The following is a 22,443-nucleotide window of genomic DNA, read 5'->3' as shown; positions in this document are numbered from 1 at the left end:
ATATAATCATTTTCTCACCTATAATTCCATTACCTTCAATTTCATAAGATTCCAATTTCTCTAGAGCATTAATTACCTTACTATTCTTTTGTAAGCCGACTTTTGATAATTCGATATAATTATTCCAATAATCACCATCTTCTTTATAAAGTGATTCAACATGCGGTATAATAACTCAGCTTTATTTTCTTTTCTAACTAAAACACAAGAATCAGAGTCATGTAATCTAGGGTAATACATATTAGCTACCGAACAAATTAAACCAGGCGGAGTCATGGAAAAACCTGTTTGAATTTAGTAGGAGAAACAGCTATTTTATGTTTGACCAGATATCTTCCATATTAGTCTTTATTTTTTCTTTTAAATCTAATTTTTCCACTAACTCAGGATATTTTGAAATAGTGCCTAAACCTAAATGTGGATAATCTGGCCAACCAGAAGCAACTACTGTATTATTTTCGATCCATATGAACGTCTTATCCCACTCATAAATTTATAATCTGATTTCTGAACAAACTCAAGTAACGTAGTAGATTTTCCAGCTCCTTTTGAACCGATTATTATTGAAGCTTGATTATTTTTAAACGCACAGGTGGCATGCAATATAACCACTCCATTGTTTTCTTTTTGTCTTAGTACCAAATCTTTAATAATTTCAATTACTGTTAATTCATCTTTTTGGTCTACTTGCTGTTGTAATTGAATATGAATCTCTTTTTTTTTGGGTCTAAAACTAATAATGGTACCTGTCTGATCAATCCTTAAATATTCTTGATGATTTAACATGACTTTTTTTGCTTTAATGGTAAAAAAATCTGATGCATACATCCTTTCCCTTTTTAAAGTTATTTTTTCTAATTCATTTGAATGATATAAATATATATCAGAAGGGACTATTCTTAATTTTGTTGTTATTTTTTATAATAAGATGAGTGCTAAAAAAATCAAAAATAGAAGATAAATTAACATCCCCATCTGAATAAATATTTAATTTGGAGTGCAAGAACTCCATACTTGTTACTTTTGATTTCATATATATGCTCCTTTTATTCAATAATTTGACGTATCCAATCACCATTTCATTAACTCTATCTTGCCTGATTAGAAACATTTCTTCTAGGATGGATGGATCCCACCTTGCAAAATAATAAATTATTTAGGCTAAACCACTTTTCCTTGGCATTCTGCTGAAACAAAATTTCTGCTTGCCTTCCTTTGAAACTCTGTATCCAATTATTACCTTGTTCAAAACAGTAAGCATTTTACTCCTCCTATCTATTATCTATATAATATCTGAATTTACTTAAAAGTACCTTTTTTAGGATTATTATTATTATATACATAGGGGTTGATGAAAGTATTCAATAGGAGTATTATATTTCATGTAGCATTTTTTGCTGGTGTAGCACAGCTGGTAGTGCACTTCACTCGTAATGAAGGGGTCGGAGGTTCGAATCCTCTCACCAGCATTAGTGGAAAGTATTGATATAATGCTGTTCTTGATAAATTCAAGAGCAGCATTTTTATTTTAATTCGTTTTTATGCCGACCAATCTGCCGACCAAAACGTGTTTTTTTGGTTTTTACTGGTTTTAATTGAATAATAACGTTTGTTGTTTTAATATAAAGAAAAGACTTATATTAATTAATTACTTTTTTATCAATATTTGTTAATATTATATAAAATTATTAAGGGGTGAGTTTGTATGTCTTCTGATACGGATCATTTGGGTGTTTGTAACATTTATGCTCAAGAGTCTTGGCACATGGAATCATTTATCATTGGAAATAAACAAGGTTTAATCGAATTAAAAAATGCAATTGATAAAGCTTTAAAAAATAAAATTGGAGAAGCAGATCTTTTCCCATCAGATCTTGAAGGGTATACCACTTACGTTGCTTTAGTAGAAGATGAAGAAAAGTTTGCTAACCTATGTATGCCTTACACAAATGAACCAGGTGTAGACACAGATGAGAATTCAACGCATCCTATCGATATAATAGAGGAAATAAAAAAAAATAACATTGGAAAATAAAAGGAAATCCGAACTATTGTTACTAGAAGAATTTTGAACAAAATAGTTCGGATTTCCTTTTTTTAATTTAATAAATTTTCTTGTTTTATTATTAGTAAAACTTAGTTATATAATAGTGCAACATCGTTAATATAATACTGTTTTTCCCTTAACTGGTTTATATTTTTTTGGTACTATTACTCGTAAAGAGCGATGTACTGATATATTTGGCGCTACATGAAAATGCCAAAACCATTGGTTTGTTTTTGGGCTAAGAGGTATTTTCCCATTATCAATAGCAAATACCCTTTTATCTTTCTTTTTTGACTTCTTACTTATAACACTTACTAAAGTTCTTATTTGTCCATGTTTGTTTTTAACATTCCATTTAACTTTATAATTCTTTCCTATTTTTTTTATTCTCTTCTTTAAATACTTAGTAGCAACTTTTACCCCTTTAGATCTTATTAGGCTAAGAGCTAATCTCCCAATAAAAGCACCTATTGGAACTATAGCTGGGCCAATTGTTTTAAACTCTGTATTATCACCTGTATCCAAAGCACCCATTTCTTCTTCTAATTTTAAGAATTCATCATTGTTAACAAAGTATTTATTGACCGCTTCTTCTAGTTCTTCATCAGACATATTTTCAAACTCTTGTTCAGTAAAAGGTACTTTTGTCTCTAAATACTGATCTAGCTTATTTTCTAACTGTGTAATTTTAAGTTCTGTTTGATAATCAATATAAGTCTGCCTACTATCATCTACTTTTTCCGTACTTACTGTGTCTTGTAAAGGAGTTAAACTTGAAAAAACCAAAGCAATAACTAAAAAGATAACCACGTTTTTTTAAAATAAATTCTTCAAAAGTATTTCCTCCAATCCCCATTTTAACTAAATATTACTTTACTACTAATATTTTGCAACATAAAATTTGAAAGGAAGAATAGCAGGTTGCTATTCTTCCACTTCTATCTCGCCTATTAACTCATAATTTAACTGTTTCCTTTCCCCTTCCGTTAATTCTCTTTGTTCTTTCAAAACATAGTCTTTCTTTCCCTAGTTGTACATCAATGCATAAACACATCAATAATGCACTCATAAGGCAAACGTTGCCAGCTATACTTATGTATTTATTTTGTTTACGTAAATTGTAAAATTAATTAAAATCCGTGGTCAAAGTTTATATCGTATAAATCGACCCACTCTATAAAATTTGAAACTGATTTAAAGGTGATAAAATCTTTTATTATACGGTAAGTTGTTTCACTATCAACATAACTACATGTAGGTATTCTTATTGGCTCTCCGCGTACTAAATGTTCAACTGTTTTTATTTCAACATTTAATTGGTACTAAATAATCTGGATGTCGCATAATAAAAAATCCATACGGTTCATCATAAAAGAATATTAATCTTTCCTCGCAACCATCAACTATCCCCACTACCTTGTTTCCAATAACCTTCGTCCTTATTAAATATGAGATTTTTCATTCACAAAAGTTTCAGTCGGGTTTTCAACAGGATCCCCTACTGGTCCATCGTATATAACCATATTAAACTCCTTATTTTATAGCTTTTACTATTACTGGTTTTGTATTTCCTTCACTAAAAATCTCTAACTCATTTACGCCTAATCTTTTTAATAAAGCCGAAAGCCCACCACGACATATATTGCAAGTTTACGATCAACATATATTGTAACTTTTTAGGAAAAATCCTTGTTTTTCAAACGCCCTTATTAAAGAGTGTGATTCTGCATGAGTCAGGGATTGCACGTGTCCCAAATGTTTAGGATTATTCTTTTTAGGCGGTACCCATTGGACTTCTTTTAGCCACTTTTGCCTTAATTCTCTAGTTGCTTTTTGTGATTCTTTTGTAATACTCGAATTCACTCCAAAATAAGTCTTGTTATTTATAGTGACACTGGCTACTGTATCGCCTGAATCTATTGAATATGGTTTTAACCCTACCTTTTTTCTGAATCGCTGTATTCCTTAATAGTGGTAATCTAGAAATTGAGTTTGATGTTGGGGAACTTAAAGATAAATACGGTAGATTACTAGCGTATGTATACGTTGACGGTAAGTCTGTTCAAGAAACATTGTTAAAAGAAGGATTGCCACGCGTGGCTTACATATATCCCTAACACTCGTTACTTAGACCAATTTGAAAAAGCAGAATCTAGCGCAAAAAATAACAAAGTTGCAATTTGGAAATCAAACGGTTATGTAACAGATGACGGGTTTAATGGTTGGGAAGAACAAAAACAAGAACAACCTAAACCACAACCACAGAAAACTGCACCACAACCCAAACCAGAGCCTAAGCCAGAAAGTCCTTCAGTTTATTATAAAAACTGTTCTGCTGTACGAGCAGCAGGAGCCGCCCCAATTCACAGAGGTGAACCAGGTTACGCTAAACACCTAGATAGAGACGGCGACGGTATAGGATGCGACACTGGCTCTTAAAAATGCCTAAAGGCTATGTATGGTTACGCAATCCTAAAAAATCAGCCATAACAAGGTATATAATAAAAACAACATTTAATATTTTTAAACTGTTAAAGAAGCTGTTTAAATAGTTTAGCTCTCTAGTTTGCTTAGAGAGCTTTTTCTTTTGGAAAAGTAACTGTGTTCCCATAGAAAAAGCCTACCCGTAAGAGTAGACTTAATTAATTTTAAATTATTTTCTTGTTAGCTTTGTAAAAGCCAATGAATTATTCTTTATTTTTAAAATCAGTTTTAATGGTTATATATCCTAAAATACTCATAATGATGTAGTAAACTCCGATTATTGGAACAATACTAGACAAACTACCATCATCTCGAATATATGCAAAAATTACCCAAGATATAGAAAATACAAACGGAATTCTGACGAAATAAGTTATAAATAAAGATTTTATTTTTTCCAAAGCTCCTCCTATAACCACCTTTTATATTTTTTATTTGCTTTAGAATTACATTTATTTACTTCCCACATTGCTGTTGCCATAATTCCCGGAATAGAACCCTTTACACCTAATTTTAATAATTTCTTTGCGCCTTTTTTAAAATTTCCATCTTTGATAGCTTCCCAAACTCCTGTGATTGCTGCTGGACCAAATGCGTTACTTAATCCTTTTCTAATACAACGTTCGCTGTAATTAACCCACTTTGGATTTTCTCTTCTTAAGGATCTTATTTGAATAGATGATTGATTTAATCTATTATCATCTATAAGTACTCCCTCTTTTTCTAATTCGTCTATTAGATATATATACTCAGGAAATTTTGATAATTCTTTTTCAAGAATCCCTCTACTGTAACCGACGGGTCCCCCATCAATACCATAAACTATGCTCTTGTCAAACAAGATTTCTAATACATTAGCTAGTTCTTCTACCTCTTTCTCGTCATAAACGTTAGCTTCAGATGCATTTACAGGAATACTAAAATTTGTAATTAATAATGCAAATACAATAAAAGATAAAAATAACTTTCTCAAATCCATCCCCCAAAAAATTTATTAATTAGTATTATATACTATTATTTTACTTTTTTCTATATTTTTGAAAAAATGGTTTTAATTTTACATAATTCTAAGGAAAGGACTTTTTTAATAATACTTTTTATGAATTTCACTAATGAATTGCGTTATACTAAATCGCAAAATTTATTGAATTGTTTATGGAAAATAAAAAATGCCACCTACCCGTAACTCATTTCGATTATGGTTATAGGAGGTGGTTTTGTTGTGGGTAAAACAGCAAAATTATTGGTAAAAAGAGGATTTTGTATAAGTATCGAACTATAAATTATAAGATAAAATAGTACTTTTGCTTTAAGGATGGTGTGTTTTTTAAATGAAACAAAAAAGAAAAAAATTAACTTCTAATGAAAGTGCCTCTCTTCTTGCAGAAGTTGAAAATATGTGCCCGTTATGCGCAAAGTCTCTAATGTATAAAAAACAAGGAAAGCAACATAAATTATTTGAGGGAGCTCATATATATCCATTAAACCCTTCTGACGAGGAAAAAGAATTATTAAAGAATGAAAAGAAACTACATGATGATGTCAATCATTTGAATAACATTATTGCTTTATGTAGAGATTGCCATAAGATGTTTGATATCCTAGAACAGTTAAGGGATACAGAAAGTTGTTTAATATCAAAAAAAATTTACTAAGTAAAAATGAAATAAGAGGCAAATACAGGGATTATCAAATAGAAACAGAAATTAAAGAAGTAATTACGAAACTAGTTGAAGACTTTGAGATAGATGTATCTACACAATTAGGAATGAATGCTTTAAGACTGGATGAGCAACTTACTGAATGGATGTCTAAAAAAACACTCAAGATAATTTTGATGAAATAGATGAATTCATTTATTCACTTGACGTATTATACCTACTTGATGTCATCGAAGTAGATTTTGTTAGAGGAGTTGTTTTATTTGTTAACAAGGATAGAAAGTAAAATATTCCTAGAGGGCCCCATAAGATTTCACAAGGGTTTGAATGTTGTGTTAGGGGATGACGAAGGATCAAACTCTATAGGAAAATCAACTTTACTAATGATTATAGACTTTGTTTTTGGAGGAAATACATATACTTCACATAATAACATTATCATTTAACCCTCAATTTCTGACCAACGTAAATTTTATTTGGATTGGAAAGCTTATTCCACTTTTGAATTTGTTTCTGCGTGCTGCTGTATTTAACAGCTAGTTCACTAACCGTATCACCACTTTTAACAGTGTGGTATCTTTTACTGGATTTTTTGGCAGGAAAACCTGTTACTTTGATTTTCTGTCCAGGATAAATCTTATTAGGGTTCTTTATACCGTTAATCTGCGCTAGCTTGTTTACGGTTGTTTCATAACGTTTTGCAATTCCGCTTAATATGTCGCCAGATTTAACTGTTTATACTTTTGATGTACTTTTCTTTTTGTTACTAGATTTTTTAGGTGCTTGTTTACCATCCGTGAAGTAAGACAATGATTTATTGTTAATAATTTGATTTAAGTCTAAATTCGCCGAGTAGCCATTTAATCGACCGCAGTCTGTGTATTGGTGCAGGTCACAGTTAAATTTTGGTTTACTAGTAGGTTTACCGTTGTTGGAACCATAGTGAGGTATCCATACAGCATCAAAATCCCTCATATCTAAATTAAACTTAGTATACAAGTGATGCGCAATATAAACGCCAACCTTTTTAGCACCTAAAGAACGGAGCTTTTTAGCAAAAGCTTTTACACCTGACCGCATGTTCTTCGTTGATTGTTCTTGCACATCTAAAAACCAGAATGTAGGGTTGAATTGCTTTGTACGATTATAAAAGTCTGTTGCTTCAACTTCCATATCGTTATTAGAAACACCTCTAACCCACGCATCACGCCACGCTTTTGGAACTCTCTATGGTGGGTTTTGTAATGTCGATCTATTAAATTAGAGCCGTATTGTGTACGAATGATAGCTAAATCAACCTGCTTGGCTAGCTTATCATAATTAATACTAGATGTTGCTTGGTGATGTGAAATATCAATAATATGTCCCATAACTACCTCTCCCTTTAGAATTTTTGTAGATAAAAAAGGCACTCATGAATATGAGCACCTTAATTACGATCTTTATCCTTTCTAGGCTTTTTATAATTCAAAGCCTGATTACTATCGTTTAAACCAGCTGTTGTTGGGTCATTAACAATACCCAAAATAACTAGAACAGCGAAAACAGCATTAATAAATTTAGTAGCTTCTGTGTTAATAAAATCAGCAGCAATATTATATATCGAACCAACCCGCAACAATTTGTACCAACAATATAATTGCAGGAACTAAAGCCAGCCAAAATGATTTCTTCTTTGCACAATAATTCCTCCTTGATATAAAATATTTAAAAAACAGCTTGCCCGATTGGACTAGCCGTTTAATTCTCTATATTGTCGATTCTTTTATGAGCCTGCTTGCTACTTTCTTCTACCCTGGTTACTCGTTCTGATAAGTACGCAATATTCTTTTCGTTGCTTATAAACCTATTCGAATATCGTCAACCCCTTTCCGGATATAAAGGAAGCAGATCAAAACGCTGCTAATATCTTAGAACAAAAATATGGTAAAAAGAACGTTTAATCACCATGAATATGGTGTTTTTGTTTGGGGTGAATTGGGGCGAAACTCAAAATAAAAATATAAAAATGTATCAAATAAAGCATATAGGAAAAAGCATCAACTTAAAGAAAAGCTGATACATCAACCTTTTCATTCACGAAACCGTTATAGTATTTTCAATGTAGTGCACTCGTAATGAAGGGGTCGGAGGTTCGAATCCTCTCACTAGCATCATACAAAACATTAATATAACACCGCTTTTGATTAATTCAAGGGCGGTATTTTTTAATTCCTCTATTTTTTCCGAGCAAACAAAAAAATATATTGCTACTCTTTATTTATATCGATGGCCATTACTAATTTAAGAACGAGGCCAGAAACAATTTGAATCTGCACCATTTAAGAAGTATATACTGAAATAATCGAAAGAATGTTAACCATAGCGATAGATGAACTTAAAGAACTAAAGAAAACAAATGTAGAATAAATATACAGATAGTTAAACTGCCAGCAGATGAAATGTTTTCTTCCTACTTGTTTACCTGTGAACAGAGAAGTAAAACAGACTATTTAATCCTGTAATCAGAAAAAAACGCAAAAGAAATAATGGAATATTTAACGAAAAAATTCGGTAGTGGGCTTTTTTATTAGTCTTTACATCAAATACTTTTTCAAGAAGGCTTTTGTTAAGTGATTATATAAATAGAAAAAATGTTATGGATACACAACTATTTTAGGAATTTTTATAATATAAAAAGTATGGACACTAGGAAATTCAAATAGAGTCTATTTCTTATCAATTAAAAGAAATAGACTCTATTTGGCTTTCGTCTAAATTTATGGATACTTATTTTTATAAAACTATTTTTTTCCATTTACGAATTTTAGTTCTAAAATTCGTAAATGGAGCAACTGTATTGATATGCACCCACTTCCAAACAGGCCACATTGCTTTTGTTGTGGCCCATTTTCTCTGTTCTGGTTGAAATAATTCTGTTTCAGAAAGATGATTTATCCATTCGATTAACTTACAGATTAACTTTGTCAACTCTTCCTCCTGCTGTCTTAAGGTTAAAAAACCATATTGCTCATAAAATGATTGATAAAGCCCTCCTAAGTTATTCCATTTGTAAGCTGGAGTAGGCGTTTTTACGTCAAGTCCACATTGTTCGTCTTTTTCCCACGATAGCAACAAGTTAATCCACCCCAATTGATAAGCAAGCATTTCAGATGGTGATTTATCCACTTCATTAATATGCTTATCTCTCAGCTCTTCAGGTATCATCTTAAATTCTTCAATAAATTTCTTATAAGACTCATTGATAGATTTAATTAGTTCTTCAGCATTTGAGTATTGTTTCATAATTCTTTCACACCTTTATTTTGGATACTTTCAGTATATAGTATAAAAACATAATAGTATTAGTAACTTTTTATGAAAAAAAGTCCAGAGACTCATTCAAGAAATCACTAATAGTAGCAACAACCCTGTGCCACTTATTATTTAATGGTTTGTTGCCATCATCGCTTATCAAAAAATAATCAACGGCTAGTCCGTAATTGTGCAGCAACTGACCGGGCTTTGTATTAGTGAGACTAAGTTACCTGGAGTTGTTCTCCCATGATTATATAGGTGATGTTCTGCATTTGAACGATACCTTTACCGAGAAACCTAGCAATTATAATGTCCTATTTTTCGCTGAACTTCTTTAACGTTCCATTTGGTCATCAATTGTTTGGTAAAGCTTTTTCTCTCTTACAGCAGCTTCTTTCTGTTAACCAAAAAAGCCAAGCAAAAAAACCGCAAAGGGTCTTTATGTAAAGGAAAGTATTGGCTTAAATTTGCATCCATTTTTGCATCACCTAAAAACAATTTAATCAACCTCAACTTCGGACAATCTTAGGTTCTGAATTCAATTATAAAAAATTTAATATAGCTACCTAGACAGGCTCTCATTCTTTTTCATATCTTATAGAAGATTCATAGAAAGGAGGTTAACAATTTGTCAACCTGTCAACGATTAGCAAATATTATCGGCGGAGAGGTTATTACTGCCGCTCCTGTTTGTGTAGTTCAGCGCCTAAGAAGAATTAATGCTTCCATTTTAGGTCGTCGTACTCGTTCCCCTTTAGCCCTTCCCTTCGCGCTTTCTTTTGAAAACAACAGAAATGGAAGGACACTAAACTTAGGTGAGACCGTCATCCTCCAAAAAGAAATTAATCCTTTTATTTCTGCATTACGAAAAAGAAGGATTACGGTAACAGCAGTTCATAACCATTGGCTTTTTGAAGAACCACGCTTAATGTATATGCACTGGGAGAATGTTGGTAATCCTTTTGTTTTTGCTAGGAACAGTTTTGAAGCTGCTAAAGAAGTAGGAATATTATAAGACTAACCATTTGTGACATTTCAAATAATGTCACAAATGGTTTTTAGTGAAACTATCCTTTATCATTTAAAAATAGCAGCAATGTTGCCTTTCTAATCGTTCAATCACTAGAACGGTTACTTATCTTATTAAAGAGCATTTTATCCTTTATATAAATCATAGTATTAAATTCATCCATTTTCCATGTATCATTTTCCTGTTTTTGCTTGGATGTTTTTTCCGTTTTGTAACCCGTTCTTTAGATTAGGGTTAAATCTTAGCATTCCTTAGCAAGTAACTGCCTTATCTCCGGATAATCTTAGGATTTCATATATGATGATACCCTTGTATTTTGGTCGTTGAAACACTTTCAAACTCGGATTTATAGTTTGCACTTGTAGTATTTTGTCGTACTCTTGCATTCTATGTTTTTCTTTTTTTCAAAGAGTGTAATCCTTGGGTTCATTCATAAACTAGTATTTTTCAAACTATACTATAGGGGCAATGAACTCTACCAAGTTTGGAGAAACAATAACTGTTTCTAATTCTAATCCACTAATTATTATTTAAAAAAGAAAAAACAGCCAAGCTTTAACTTGAGTGTGACCGTTTATATTATCCATGATTATTGAAATATTAAATTTTATCCAGTGGGGTACATGCTAGAAGTAACTATCATTTTTAAATTAGTGTCCATATTATCTAAGTCATAATTACCGGCTAAGAGTTGTTAGATATAATAATTTTAAAATAAAGAAAATATAAATGTAACCGTCATCATGCAGGAATTAAAGAGGTTGATTTCATCGCTTCTATAGGAAAATGATATGCTATAACGACAATTTTCAAATAGTCGGCATAGAACGAAAAAATACGACTTATAACCCATTTCTTAAGCAAATTTATTACTAAAACTTTGCATCATCCATATAAAGTCGTAGATTTTGCTTTTTCGGTGTAGAACAAAAGTTAGAAGCGATGGTTACAGCGGACGAACTGATAAGAAACTTGGTAAAGTACTTGATGTCAGTGGAAAATAAAAAGTCAACGAATATATTAATACATTCTATAGATTCAGGAATAGAATCACTCCAATAACATTCTCCTCGCGCATTTTCCTCTTATAAAAATGAAGCGTAGTTTCCAGCTGTTTTACAGACGGTAACTACGCTTATGTTTATTTTCCTTATAGTCATTGATCAACAAAAGAAGCTTGAGAATAGTTTACTCTTCTTCACTATCTCCTAATAACTTATCCACGCCAAACTTAAGCTACCGTTAATTTTGAATATATTTATCAAAAACTTCCCCAAAATCTTTTTGTGTATTTTCTTCATATGTCGTTTTATACCAATCGTATGCAAACTTTGTTGCTTGCTCAAATTCTTTTGATATATTTCCTTCTTGAAAGCGATTATCCTTAAACAAAGATTGTGATACTTGTAAACTATCTTTTGCAAATTCGGCCATTCGCTTGTCTTCGTCTTGAATATGCGAAATAGCTACTAATGATTTATATAAATCTGCAATCGCTTCTCCTTCCTTCTTGCTGATATCGACAGAGATAGGTTGTTTACCAATCGTAAACTTTATTTCTAAATCTAAATCGACAGTTCCAGCTGTTTCTACCGATACATTTTTTATCGGATATAAGTAATAATCATAACGGTATATATTACGCTTACTACTTGTCGCTTTTTCACCATCAAGATGGATTAGGGCACGGTTAGTAAAACAGTATTCATCCGATTTCGATTTAATTAAAAAGTGGATTTTTTCACCTTCTTCGTGAAGTACATAATCATCCGACTCTGTCTTGTCAAAATCTTCCGGGGAGATAATCTTTCCGATATCACTTAGGCCTAAAGCATCACTTGCAATTTTTTTAAACATCATTAACCTCCTAACGTTTATACATATCTATTTTATCATATCGCATATATAGGCAAACAAAACCTATTTTTGGCAACTTTTACTGGTAGATTGTCACCATCTTATAAAATGAACCTTCATTCAGTAGGAGTTTTCTTCCATCTCCTACTGAATGTTAGTTGAACCAATCGGGCATTTAGGTGCCGTTTTCTCCCACTTAGACCTTTTGTATCAACTCAAGGCTCTTGAAGTGGGAGTCTTACGGCACCTTACATGCGGGATAAACTACTAAAAAAATAAAGGATTCTTATTAGTTAATCTCTTACTTTACTCATCTATGATTATGATAAATAAGCTTATGGACTTTACTAATTTAATCATTTTTTTGTAATTGCAGACCTAGCTCCCCCCAACTTTTTTACTAAAATTTCTTACTTTTAGTGGTAAAAAAACATATAAATCGATTCTTCTTTGTAATCCCATTACTTGGATGGAGGAATATGTATGGTAGTTCTAAGTACATTATTGGGTACAATTGGAACGCTTGGTATTCTAGTTGGTATCATTTTGTTGATAATAGGTATGATCAAAAAGAAAAAGTACTGGCGGGTTCATCACGATTGTTTCTTTCGTTTTGTTTATCATTGCTGTTATAACTACTCCAAAAGAAATGAAAGAACAATCTGCAAATTAAGGAAAAATAGCTGTACAAAATAATCTTGACGATAAAACAAATGATGACGAAGATGATGATAAGAAAAGAAACTACAAAAACTCCTCTCGTGAGAAGTTATCTAAACAACAGCAAAAAACAATCAACTCACTGAAAGATTTTGCTAGCTTTACAAAAGCGTACAAAAAGCTCAGCAGCAGTGAGAAAGATAAAACATAGGATAAACACTTATTTGGTAAAAAAGTGACTTGGAACGGTTATGTAATGCAAACAAACGGTAAAAAAGTTTATGCTTGGGAAGCAAATACATATAAAGGAAAGGAATGGTCTAAAGTGAGGATAAGTAAGAAAAATGAAGCATATCATGTTTTTCTTGTTGACTTTGGAAAACATACCCCGAAAACATTAAAAGCTGGAGATAAAGGAATGATTCCAGGAACACTTATGCCGCGTGGAGCTGCTAAGCAAAATCTGCATGGAAACTTTGTCATGCAAAACTAAAATAATCAAAATAGCCTACCATTTAAAAGTAGGCTATTAAAATGTTCTTCGTTTGTGAAAAAACCGAACTTAAAGACGAAAGAACCGATGATTCAATTTACTAAAACACAATTGTTTTATTTCCATGAACGATGATTCGATCCTGTAAATGCCATTTTACTGCTCTCGAAAGTACCGTACGCTCAATGGATTGTCCAATTTTTTTCATATCGTCACTACTGTCCCTATGAGTGACTCTTTCAATATCCTGTTCAATTATTGGACCTTCATCTAAATCATTGGTTACATAATGTGACGTTGCACCAATCATTTTCACCCCACGCTGATAAGCGCGTTCGTACGGTTTTGCTCCTATAAAAGCAGGTAAAAATGAGTGATGAATATTAATAATTCTATTTTCATATTTTTCAACGAAATGACTAGTAAGAATTTGCATATAGCGAGCTAATACGATTAAATCTACATGATTCGCTTCTAATAATTGTATTTGTTTTTCTTCCACTTGTTGGCGAATATCTTTATTAGCAGGAATGTAATAGAACGGAATACCCAATGCCTCCACTGTTTCTCTTGACGTTTCATGATTACTAATGACTAGAGCGATATTAGCCATTAAATCACCACTTTGATATTCCCATAATAACTCTAAAAGACAGTGCGGTTCTTTTGATACGAAGATAGCAATATTTTTGAGCTGACTGACATACAATAATTGCCAATCCATAGAAAATGTTTCCGCTATTGGTTGAAATTCTTGTTCCAGCATTTCTGACTTTTCCTTTAAATTTGGACATGCAAATTCAATCCGCATAAAAAACTGCCCACCATCAGGATCAATTGTATACTGATCAGAAGCGATAATATTCGCTTCATGCTTAAATAAAAAATCAGACACTGCAGCAACGATGCCTGGTTGATCTGGACACTTTATTAAGAAACGTGCTTTATTCTCATTTTCTGTTTGAAACTGTTGTATGTTTTCTTTCATGTACTGATTCATTTTCGATACCTCAATCATTTTTTTATGTATATTACTTTATTCTATTCTCTAAATTCGGTCAAGGTCTCTGCCTTCTTAATGTAAAAACAACTTTGAAATTTGGGAAATGAAAAGCGTCGGAAAAACATATTTATTTATTTTACATTGTAAATCACAGCGCTAACCTAATTATTTGAAATAAAAGTTTGAAGAACTGTTATCTGAAGTAAAACAAATGATCCGTGTTGTTTATTTTAAAAAAGAAGGAATTAGGAAATTCAGTTGTTTAATTTTAAGTTAAATGACTTGTCAAACAGTGTTATTTCCTTTAAAATATTTTACTGTGAGTTAATTATTATATAGGGAGAAGTACCCAAGCCCGGCTGAAGGGGACGCACTCGAAATGCGTTAGGGCGTGCAAGCGCCGCGTGGGTTCGAATCCCACCTTCTCCGTTTGAGGTTTACTGATTTATTGTTCACTGATATAAAATCTTGATAGTAGAAGTCTATAATGTTATATGTTTAAACAACATCACCACAAAAAAGAGAAGATTTATTTCTTCTCTTTTTCTATATGGAAAGATTATTTGTTTTAACTACTATTCGCTAATTTATATAGCTGGCTTCCGTAAAGTAGCTATATAAACATAACTAACCGGGAATTCTCGAATAAATTCTTATAAAGTAAGGATTAGGTTTCTTAGCTACATTAATTCTGATAAAAACAAAGTTGCAATTCCAAAGTAAATAAGGAGAGACAAAATATCATTAATTGTTGTAATCAAAGGGCCGGAGGCAATAGCGGGATCAAAATTAAATTTATATAAAATTAAAGGAATAATTGTCCCTGATAAAGTACCAATTATTAAAGTTAACATTAAAGAACTTCCTACCACTATTCCTAGTGTAAGACTGCCTTGCCAGACCAGTGCGATAATAGAAATCAATATACCACAAATAACACCAATAATAATGCCTACCCAAAATTCACGAAGTATGAGTTTTATTACTTGTTTAAAATTCAAGTCCTGAGACACTAGTCCCCTAACAACAACAGCAAGAGATTGAGTTCCTGTATTACCAGTCATTCCCGCAATCATGGGCATAAAAAAAGCTAAAGAAACAACTTGTTCCAAGGTTGCAGAGAATCCATCTATAATACTTCCTGAAACAAGACCAATAAATAATAATAAAATAAGCCAAGGCAAGCGTCGTAATGTAGCGGTCAAAGGTTTTGTATTAAAATCAATTGCCTTCCCAGAAGCAGATAATTTTCCAATATCTTCATCCGCTTCTTGAATGAAGACATCAATAATATCGTCAACTGTAATGACACCAACTAGAATATCCCCTTCTTCAACAACAGGAATGGATATAAAATCATAACGGCTAATTAATTTAGCCACTTCTTCTTGATCTGTATGTACATTTACTTTGATTACTCTGCTGTACATAATATCTTCAATTTTATCTTGTAAATCCCCTAATAGTAAGTCCTTGTAAGAGACAACTCCCACTAATTTCTTCTGATCATCAATAACATAAAGATAATTGAGGTATTCTGCCAATTCAGCGAAATGTTTTAGCTTATCCACTGCTTCTCTAACTGAAAAATGCTTAGGTATCCATACATACCGATTGTTCATGATTCTTCCAGCGGTTTCAGATGAATAGTTCATTAAGTTTTGAACAATTTCAGATTCTTCTTGTTTCATTTCAGATATTAATTCTTCCATTTTATCTGCATCTAAATCAGATAAAAGGTCAGCTAAATCATCATTTTCCATTAAGTCAAGAACCTTGGTTGATTTTTCAATGCCAAGTTTTTGTAAAATATCTAATTGGTAGTCCTTATCTAATTCTCCAATTAATTCTGTTAGCTGTTCAATGGTCATGTATAAAAGAAACTTATTTCGGTGTTTACTTGGTAAATGTTTATATTGCTCAGCCATATCATATGGCTGTAACTCATTTATAATATCCTGAAAGGACTTTTTCTTACCTTCTTTTAAATATTGAATAATTGCAAGTGTTACTTCATCTTTCGTCATAGAAAGCGTCATTTAAATCTCACCTTTCAAAAAGCAAATGAAACCAAAACGTACTTGTAGATTATTATGTACATTTTAAAAATTGATATTATAACAATCACTGTATACATAAATAAAGGGAAACTAGTGATATTAATTGATATTAACACATTTTAATCTATACTGAAAAATAATTTAATAATAAATAAAGAAAGCTGTAACTTTACATTCATTTTAAATTAAGAAAAAACTAATCTCACAAAGGTTATTTTAAATTTTTGTGACAATCCTTTTTACCTCCACTCACGTGTTATATATACCTTTTTCAGAGAAAGAAATAGTCTAGCAGGGCTAACACTGCTAGACTAAAAATAACATACAACAAATAAACCTAAAGATTTTTCTGTCTTTTCAAAGGCTAATCGTATAGCATATATTAAAGTTACCCATGCTAGGTGACACTTGTTTCTTATAGGTAAAAGTTGTCTGATGAATTAAACGCCACCGCATAAGTTATATACTTGTTCTCGTCAATTTTAAAAATTATTCATTGCCCCTTATCGATTCCATTTTATTTCATGATCCCAGGTCTTGTATATATACTACATAAGAATGTGAAGTAGTTGGTTGTTTTGACGCTTGATTAAGCCTTGAGCAACTTCACCTCTTTTACTATTAGAAAAACTTGGCTTGTCGCCAAGTCTTTAGCGAAAGCTGTAGTTTTTCTTATACGATAAAGTGAAACTTCATTCAGTAGGAGTTTTCTTCCATCTCCTACTGAATGTTAGTACAGCAAGGGTATGACCTAAAGGCCCTTAAACGAATCGGGCATTTAGATGCCGTTTTCTCCCACTTAGACCTTTTGTATCAACTCAAGATTTTGAAGTGGGAGTCTTACGGCACCTTACATGCGGGATAAAGCCTAAAATTTTATACTCTCCTATAGTATAAAAAGATACATAAACATTGTCTTTGATTCTTGTTACACATGTTTGCCAATATTATTAATACTTACACGATTGCACAAATGCAGCATATATTTTTTTGGATATGGACTCCCCATTTCTCGCCATATTTTCGGGGTGCCATTGTACCCCCAAAACAAATGGATCATTTTTTCCTTCTATTGCTTCCACAACACCATCACTTGCCTTTCCACAAATCCAAATACCTTTTCCCGGCTTCCGATTGGCTTGATGATGTCTACTATTCACTTTTATTCTTGTTCTTCCAGTAATCTCCCGTAATAAAGTACCATCAGACACGTATACAAAATGAGATGCATGGCTTTGTGGCGCACACTGCTCATGTTGCAGTAAATCGCCTTCGTTTTGTGCGTAAATATCTTGGTACATATCGCCGCCTAACGCTACATTTAAAATTTGGCAACCTCTGCATACCCCAAAGATCGGTTTATGCAAATTTAATATTTTCCTTATTATTTGCACCTCATACTGATCGCGAATCGGATTAATTTCACCTAATTTTGGATGTGGTTCTTCATTAAAAAATGTTGGGTCAATGCTGTTTCCCCCTGTTAAATATAATCCATCAATCATCTGCACCATACGATTTAATTGAAGCTCAGACGTTACAAATGGTAACACGATCGGTACTCCGCCAGCTTCTTTAATTGCCGCTATATGATCTGCACTAACAAAATGTAAGTTACTTTCATTTTCAATAGAAGGGGTAATGCCAATAACTGGATTCACTTTATACACGCTCCTTGCATATAGAATTTTCAGTATATTCCTTCCTCATAAAGTATACCTTTTTATAATCCACAAATTGGGACAATCCTAAAATTGGTTGGCGGATGTTGGAGTCTCCTCTTTCTTTTACAATACAGACATTGTAACAATAATTTTCCTGTTTTAAACTTCTCTAAGGTAAGATAAAGAGAAACTTCATTCAGTAGGGCTTTTTCTATAGCAGCTACTGATAAGAAGTAAAACAAAGACTAAAAGTCGCAACATCCTTGAAAAACTGCGATGTGTCGCTGTCTTGGCTTTTTCTTGTCCTGGAAAAACCGCGAAGTATTGCTTTCGTAGCAACTCTGTCCTAGAAAAATCGCGATGCTTATTCAAGAAGCTTTCCTTGTCCTGTCGACCCAAACGAATCGGGAATTAGGTGCCTTTTTTCTTCACTTAGATTTCTTCTTCTCTACAATTATTGAAGTGAATTCTTATGGACCTAGATACGATAATGGTCATATTTCAAGCAAGAAATAAGTTAACTTTTTGTTACATGTTATTCAAACTTCAAGTAAATAGTCCCTTTCCACCGCTTTATAAATTTAAACCTTGTATAAAGGACATATATAACTTTACCAATTCCCGATGAAGCTACAATTTTACACAACTACAAATGAAATAGACTTCATCAAATAATTAATGATGAAGTCTGTTTATTGCACATTCATTCCTAATTTTAATTAAATTAACTTAGCTCTTATCTTACCAGAAATAATATCAATTAGCGTAACCATAACAATAATCCCTAACAAAATAATTCCAACCCGTTCCCAATCTCTTACACTCAAGGCAAAAATAAGCGGTGTACCTATACCACCAGCACCGATGACACCTAGAACTGCTGCAGCCCGCACATTGACTTCAAATCGATACAGGATAAATGAGAAAAAGTTTGGCAACACTTGAGGGACAATCGCAAAAATAAATGTTTTAACCGGATTTGCTCCGGAAGCAATTAAAGATTCCTTTGCACTCAAATCAACGTTATCAACACTTTCCGAAATTAATTTTCCCAACATACCTACAGCACCAATTCCCAGTGCCAATACACCTGCAAACGCGCCCGGCCCAACTGCTTTAATGAATAATAAAGCTAATACAATGTCGGGAAACACGCGAATAAAACTTAAGATAAACTTACTTGTTCCAACCGCAAAATGAGACTTGACAATGTTTTTGGAAGCTAAAAAGGCAAATGGAATACAAAGAATACCTGCAATAAACGTACCTAGTAAAGCAATTGCTAATGTATCAAGCAAACCTCGAAGCAAATCCTCACCACCAGGATCGTAAACATATCCCCAATCCGGTTGAAACAGACCTGAAAAAATAGCGGATACAACTTCAACTGAGGTTTCCTTCCACTCTATTTTTGGTAATCCGGCAAACGCCCATATGTAAATAGCTAAAATAGCAATTAGAATCGCAATAAGTCGTAGTCGTTTCATGCCAATTTCTCCCTTATTCTCGTAGAAAGATAATCGATAATTAACACAACTGCTAACGTATACATAATAATCGAAGCTGTTTTTCCATAGTCAAGAAAGCCAAGTGTTTGTTCATAATACAGTCCAATACCTCCTGCTCCAACTAAGCCTAATACCGCAGCTGCCCGAATGTTAATTTCAAATGTGTATAAAAAGAAAGACATAAACGATGCCATGACTTGTGGAACTACTCCGTAAAAAATCCATTTGATCTTGTTGGCGCCAACAGCAGTCATGGCTTCGAGTGGACCTGGATCAATCGCTTCAACAGATTCGTAAAAAAGCTTAGCAATAATTCCAATGGAAAAAAACATTAAAGCAAAGATTCCCGGAATAGGGCCGATTCCAAAAACAGCTACGAATAGGGCAGCCAATAATAACTCAGGTATGGTGCGAATTAAATTCAAAACAAATCTGGCTGGAACAGTAATCCATACGGACTGAAAAACATTTCTTGCAGCTAAAATAGATAAAGGAAATGCTATCAATCCTCCAAGCGTTGTGCCAATTACAGCCATGCGGATTGTTTCTAAAATTGGCGTAGTAATCACCGAAAAGTAATCCCAATTTGGCGGTACTAGCTGTACAATTAAATCCCACATATTTGGGAGCCCTTGTACTAATTCTGTAAACGAAAATTCGATTTGCCAGCTTGCCCAAATAATTGCCAAAGCTACAAGTAAAATTGTCAAAATTGGTTTCAGCTTTGTAGGTGGATTGGGCACTACAACCGACCGTTTTATTTGCGCTTGCTTCATTTTGCTACTCCTATCTGTTCAGTTGTTTGATCGTTTTTCCCGTAAATGTTTGCAAAAGCTTCTTTAGTCGCCTCTTTCGCCGTACCATCAAACACTACTTCCCCGTTTTTTAAACCGATGATTCTACTGGCATACGCTCGAGCAAGATCTACAGAATGCAAATTCACAATCATGGTTATATTTAATTCTTGATTAATTCTAAGCAAATCATCCATTACTTGCTTTGTTGTGATAGGATCTAATGAAGCTACTGGTTCATCCGCTAAAATTACTTTCGGTTCCTGAGCTAGTGCCCGAGCAATGGATACCCTCTGCTGTTGTCCTCCAGATAACTGATCAGCTCGAATATATGCTTTTTCCAATATATTCACTCGTTCTAGCGCATCCATAGCGATCTGCTTATCCTGTTTAGAGAATAAGCCTAACATCATCTTTAGTGTGGAATGATATCCTACACGACCAGACAGTACATTTCTCATGACAGATGAACGACGTACGAGATTAAAGTTTTGAAAGATCATGCCAATATCCCGACGAATTCGGTATAATTCATGCCCTTTGGCTTTTGTTATTGAATTTCCATTAATTAAAATTTCTCCTTCACTGATGTCATGAAGGCGGTTGATCGAACGAAGCAAAGTAGACTTTCCTGCTCCTGATAACCCTACTATAACAACAAATTCACCTGCTTCCATTTGTAAATGAATGTTATTTAATCCACGAGTCCCATTTGAATAAACTTTAGAAACATGTTTTAACTCTATCAAGACTTCCCCCTACTTTCTTGTTGGAGTAAAAGAAGGCTGCTCGCATTTTGCGACAGCCTGTCTTTTTATTCAATTAATTAGCAGTGAATAGTGATTGACATAAAATCTTCATATGCCAGTCCTCTGCCAATCATCCATTGCGATCCGAATAAGTATACGGCTTACCCGCATGAAGATCTATTATTCTATAATTATTGTTCGACTTCTTTACTTACTTTTTCTTCATATTCTCTAACCGTATCGAAGTTACTATCTTTTGATTCTACGTACCCTTCGTGGGAATAAATCTCCCGAATAATTTTACGACCCTCTTCATCTTTTCCGATTGCAATAAATGCATCTGTGATTGTCTTTTTCATTTTATCGTCAATTTCCGGTCGGACAGTGATCGTATCATTTGGTATTGGTTCCGTAAACTCAATAATTCGTGTTTTTTCAAATACATCTTCATAATCTTTTACTACTACATTACGCGCATCTTGGAAGGTAACAGCTGCATCCACATCTCCATTTAATAGAGAAATAATCGCTTGGTCATGTCCTTTTAACGTTACTGGTTCGACATCCTTTAATGGATGGATACCTGCTTCTAGCAAAGTAGCTGCCGGCCAAACGAAACCTGCAGATGACGTTACGTTTTGATAGCCAATTTTCTTTCCTTTTAAATCTGCAACTGATTCGATATCCGAATCTTTATTAACAATAAAAATCGACTTATATGAATCAACCAATTCTTCTGTTGGTGAACCATCATCATTTACACCGTAGCGCTGTGCTTGTAATAATACTTCAGCTGCTCCTTTTTCTTTAGCCAACACATAGGCGGTTGGCGGTAAAAATCCGACATCTACTTGTTCAGAAGCCATTGCTTCAATAATGGTATTATAGTCGGTCGACACACTTACTTCGACAGGGATGTCTAATTCATCACTGAGCAGTTTTTCTAATGGCTTTGCTTTTGCTTCTAATGTGTCTGCATTTTGCGAAGGCACAAATTGAACCGTTAGCTTGTCTAATTTTTCTTCGCCCTTTTCTGCTTTTGCATTTTCTTCCTTATCTCCACAGGCAGAGAGAAGAACAATAAATAATAAAGCCAGGCCTAAAAATTTGATTATCTTCAAATTAATTCCCCCTAA

At 33.1% G+C, this 22,443-nt stretch carries 21 protein-coding genes, 2 tRNA genes and 3 pseudogenes; 10 read left to right on the top strand and 16 right to left on the bottom strand.

The genetic code is table 11. The annotated features are described in order from the left end of the window. Positions 1–444 precede the first annotated feature (444 nt). The gene (locus tag BN1066_RS13240) at positions 445–828 is read right to left on the bottom strand and encodes a hypothetical protein (protein WP_077319944.1); all 384 of its coding nucleotides are present in this window, start codon (positions 826–828) and stop codon (positions 445–447) included. Positions 829–1,396: 568 nt separating this feature from the next. Here BN1066_RS13240 and BN1066_RS13235 point away from each other — a divergent pair. Next, a tRNA-Thr gene (locus BN1066_RS13235) sits at positions 1,397–1,469 on the top strand. A 236-nt stretch (positions 1,470–1,705) separates the two neighbouring features. Further along, the gene (locus tag BN1066_RS13230) at positions 1,706–2,035 is read left to right on the top strand and encodes a hypothetical protein (protein WP_077319943.1); all 330 of its coding nucleotides are present in this window, start codon (positions 1,706–1,708) and stop codon (positions 2,033–2,035) included. 126 nt (positions 2,036–2,161) lie between these two features. On the opposite strand, the gene BN1066_RS13225 is transcribed toward BN1066_RS13230, so the two are convergent. Together BN1066_RS13225 and BN1066_RS20855 are read right to left on the bottom strand one after the other, a co-directional pair. Then, complete coding sequence (locus BN1066_RS13225) at positions 2,162–2,857, bottom strand: uberolysin/carnocyclin family circular bacteriocin (RefSeq protein ID WP_077319942.1); 696 nt, start codon at positions 2,855–2,857, stop codon at positions 2,162–2,164. Positions 2,858–3,177: 320 nt separating this feature from the next. Beyond that, a pseudogene (locus tag BN1066_RS20855) lies at positions 3,178–3,570 on the bottom strand (hypothetical protein). 441 nt (positions 3,571–4,011) lie between these two features. On the opposite strand from BN1066_RS20855, the pseudogene BN1066_RS21295 reads away from it, so the two are divergent. Together BN1066_RS21295 and BN1066_RS20850 are read left to right on the top strand one after the other, a co-directional pair. Next, positions 4,012–4,270, top strand: a pseudogene (locus BN1066_RS21295) (thermonuclease family protein); the annotation flags it as partial. Positions 4,271–4,378: 108 nt separating this feature from the next. Then, a pseudogene (locus BN1066_RS20850) lies at positions 4,379–4,486 on the top strand (excalibur calcium-binding domain-containing protein); the annotation flags it as partial. Positions 4,487–4,940: 454 nt separating this feature from the next. Here the strand turns inward: BN1066_RS20850 and BN1066_RS13205 are convergent. Then, a complete protein-coding gene (locus BN1066_RS13205) occupies positions 4,941–5,504 on the bottom strand; it encodes a hypothetical protein (RefSeq protein WP_077319940.1) in 564 nt (187 codons plus the stop codon). 358 nt (positions 5,505–5,862) lie between these two features. Between BN1066_RS13205 and BN1066_RS20845 the strand changes: the two genes are divergently transcribed. Genes BN1066_RS20845 through BN1066_RS21105 form a run of 3 tightly spaced genes read left to right on the top strand, consistent with a single transcriptional unit; the run spans position 5,863 to position 6,478 of the window. Continuing rightward, positions 5,863–6,186, top strand: coding sequence for an HNH endonuclease signature motif containing protein (locus BN1066_RS20845; RefSeq protein ID WP_077319939.1), 324 nt, complete (start codon positions 5,863–5,865; stop codon positions 6,184–6,186). Then, positions 6,159–6,377 (top strand): hypothetical protein, encoded by a 219-nt coding sequence (locus tag BN1066_RS20840; RefSeq protein WP_077319938.1) that lies wholly within the window; start codon positions 6,159–6,161, stop codon positions 6,375–6,377. Before BN1066_RS20845 ends, BN1066_RS20840 begins: the two co-directional genes overlap by 28 nt. Further along, positions 6,374–6,478 carry a hypothetical protein gene (locus BN1066_RS21105; protein ID WP_342745626.1) on the top strand — a complete coding sequence of 35 codons (105 nt, stop codon included), beginning with the start codon at positions 6,374–6,376 and terminating at the stop codon, positions 6,476–6,478. Before BN1066_RS20840 ends, BN1066_RS21105 begins: the two co-directional genes overlap by 4 nt. 449 nt (positions 6,479–6,927) lie before the next feature. On the opposite strand, the gene BN1066_RS13180 is transcribed toward BN1066_RS21105, so the two are convergent. The 4 genes from BN1066_RS13180 to BN1066_RS13170 all read right to left on the bottom strand — a co-directional run bounded on the left by BN1066_RS13180 (position 6,928) and on the right by BN1066_RS13170 (position 9,477). After that, a complete protein-coding gene (locus BN1066_RS13180) occupies positions 6,928–7,365 on the bottom strand; it encodes a GH25 family lysozyme (protein WP_077319936.1) in 438 nt (145 codons plus the stop codon). Then, positions 7,299–7,562, bottom strand: coding sequence for a glycoside hydrolase family 25 domain-containing protein (locus tag BN1066_RS19915; protein ID WP_143695823.1), 264 nt, complete (start codon positions 7,560–7,562; stop codon positions 7,299–7,301). Before BN1066_RS19915 ends, BN1066_RS13180 begins: the two co-directional genes overlap by 67 nt. A 59-nt stretch (positions 7,563–7,621) precedes the next feature. Further along, complete coding sequence (locus BN1066_RS13175; RefSeq protein WP_342745611.1) at positions 7,622–7,810, bottom strand: phage holin; 189 nt, start codon at positions 7,808–7,810, stop codon at positions 7,622–7,624. A gap of 1,157 nt (positions 7,811–8,967) precedes the next feature. Continuing rightward, positions 8,968–9,477 carry a ClbS/DfsB family four-helix bundle protein gene (locus tag BN1066_RS13170; RefSeq protein WP_077319935.1) on the bottom strand — a complete coding sequence of 170 codons (510 nt, stop codon included), beginning with the start codon at positions 9,475–9,477 and terminating at the stop codon, positions 8,968–8,970. 640 nt (positions 9,478–10,117) lie between these two features. Here BN1066_RS13170 and BN1066_RS13165 point away from each other — a divergent pair. Next, the gene (locus tag BN1066_RS13165) at positions 10,118–10,504 is read left to right on the top strand and encodes a DUF1259 domain-containing protein (protein WP_077319934.1); all 387 of its coding nucleotides are present in this window, start codon (positions 10,118–10,120) and stop codon (positions 10,502–10,504) included. A gap of 1,257 nt (positions 10,505–11,761) precedes the next feature. Here the strand turns inward: BN1066_RS13165 and BN1066_RS13160 are convergent. Then, positions 11,762–12,376 carry a PH domain-containing protein gene (locus tag BN1066_RS13160; protein ID WP_077319933.1) on the bottom strand — a complete coding sequence of 205 codons (615 nt, stop codon included), beginning with the start codon at positions 12,374–12,376 and terminating at the stop codon, positions 11,762–11,764. 916 nt (positions 12,377–13,292) lie between these two features. On the opposite strand from BN1066_RS13160, the gene BN1066_RS13155 reads away from it, so the two are divergent. Further along, complete coding sequence (locus BN1066_RS13155) at positions 13,293–13,529, top strand: hypothetical protein (RefSeq protein WP_077319932.1); 237 nt, start codon at positions 13,293–13,295, stop codon at positions 13,527–13,529. A 100-nt stretch (positions 13,530–13,629) separates the two neighbouring features. Here BN1066_RS13155 and purU read toward each other — a convergent pair whose 3' ends face one another. Next, the gene (purU, locus tag BN1066_RS13150) at positions 13,630–14,529 is read right to left on the bottom strand and encodes a formyltetrahydrofolate deformylase (RefSeq protein ID WP_077319931.1); all 900 of its coding nucleotides are present in this window, start codon (positions 14,527–14,529) and stop codon (positions 13,630–13,632) included. Positions 14,530–14,871: 342 nt separating this feature from the next. Between purU and BN1066_RS13145 the strand changes: the two genes are divergently transcribed. Next, positions 14,872–14,961 (top strand) — tRNA-Ser (locus tag BN1066_RS13145). A 251-nt stretch (positions 14,962–15,212) separates the two neighbouring features. On the opposite strand, the gene mgtE is transcribed toward BN1066_RS13145, so the two are convergent. The 6 genes from mgtE to BN1066_RS13115 form a co-directional block, all read right to left on the bottom strand. Continuing rightward, on the bottom strand, positions 15,213–16,571 hold the full coding sequence (mgtE, locus tag BN1066_RS13140; RefSeq protein WP_077319930.1) for a magnesium transporter: 1,359 nt from the start codon (positions 16,569–16,571) through the stop codon (positions 15,213–15,215). A 971-nt stretch (positions 16,572–17,542) separates the two neighbouring features. Then, positions 17,543–18,253, bottom strand: coding sequence for a gamma-glutamyl-gamma-aminobutyrate hydrolase family protein (locus BN1066_RS13135; protein ID WP_077319929.1), 711 nt, complete (start codon positions 18,251–18,253; stop codon positions 17,543–17,545). A 722-nt stretch (positions 18,254–18,975) separates the two neighbouring features. Continuing rightward, positions 18,976–19,743 carry a phosphonate ABC transporter, permease protein PhnE gene (gene phnE, locus BN1066_RS13130; protein WP_077319928.1) on the bottom strand — a complete coding sequence of 256 codons (768 nt, stop codon included), beginning with the start codon at positions 19,741–19,743 and terminating at the stop codon, positions 18,976–18,978. Beyond that, on the bottom strand, positions 19,740–20,540 hold the full coding sequence (phnE, locus tag BN1066_RS13125) for a phosphonate ABC transporter, permease protein PhnE (RefSeq protein WP_077319927.1): 801 nt from the start codon (positions 20,538–20,540) through the stop codon (positions 19,740–19,742). The genes phnE (BN1066_RS13130) and phnE (BN1066_RS13125) overlap by 4 nt, the downstream gene beginning before the upstream one ends. After that, positions 20,537–21,307 (bottom strand): phosphonate ABC transporter ATP-binding protein, encoded by a 771-nt coding sequence (gene phnC, locus BN1066_RS13120; RefSeq protein WP_077319926.1) that lies wholly within the window; start codon positions 21,305–21,307, stop codon positions 20,537–20,539. Before phnC ends, phnE (BN1066_RS13125) begins: the two co-directional genes overlap by 4 nt. Before the next feature lie 191 nt (positions 21,308–21,498). Beyond that, positions 21,499–22,428 carry a phosphate/phosphite/phosphonate ABC transporter substrate-binding protein gene (locus BN1066_RS13115; protein WP_179104391.1) on the bottom strand — a complete coding sequence of 310 codons (930 nt, stop codon included), beginning with the start codon at positions 22,426–22,428 and terminating at the stop codon, positions 21,499–21,501. Positions 22,429–22,443: the final 15 nt, after the last annotated feature.

The organism is Virgibacillus proomii (assembly GCF_900162615.1).
GTDB classification, from domain to species: Bacteria; Bacillota; Bacilli; order Bacillales; family Amphibacillaceae; genus Virgibacillus; species Virgibacillus proomii.
Note: the sequence above shows the minus strand (reverse complement) of the source record. Positions and strands in the feature narration are given on the sequence as shown.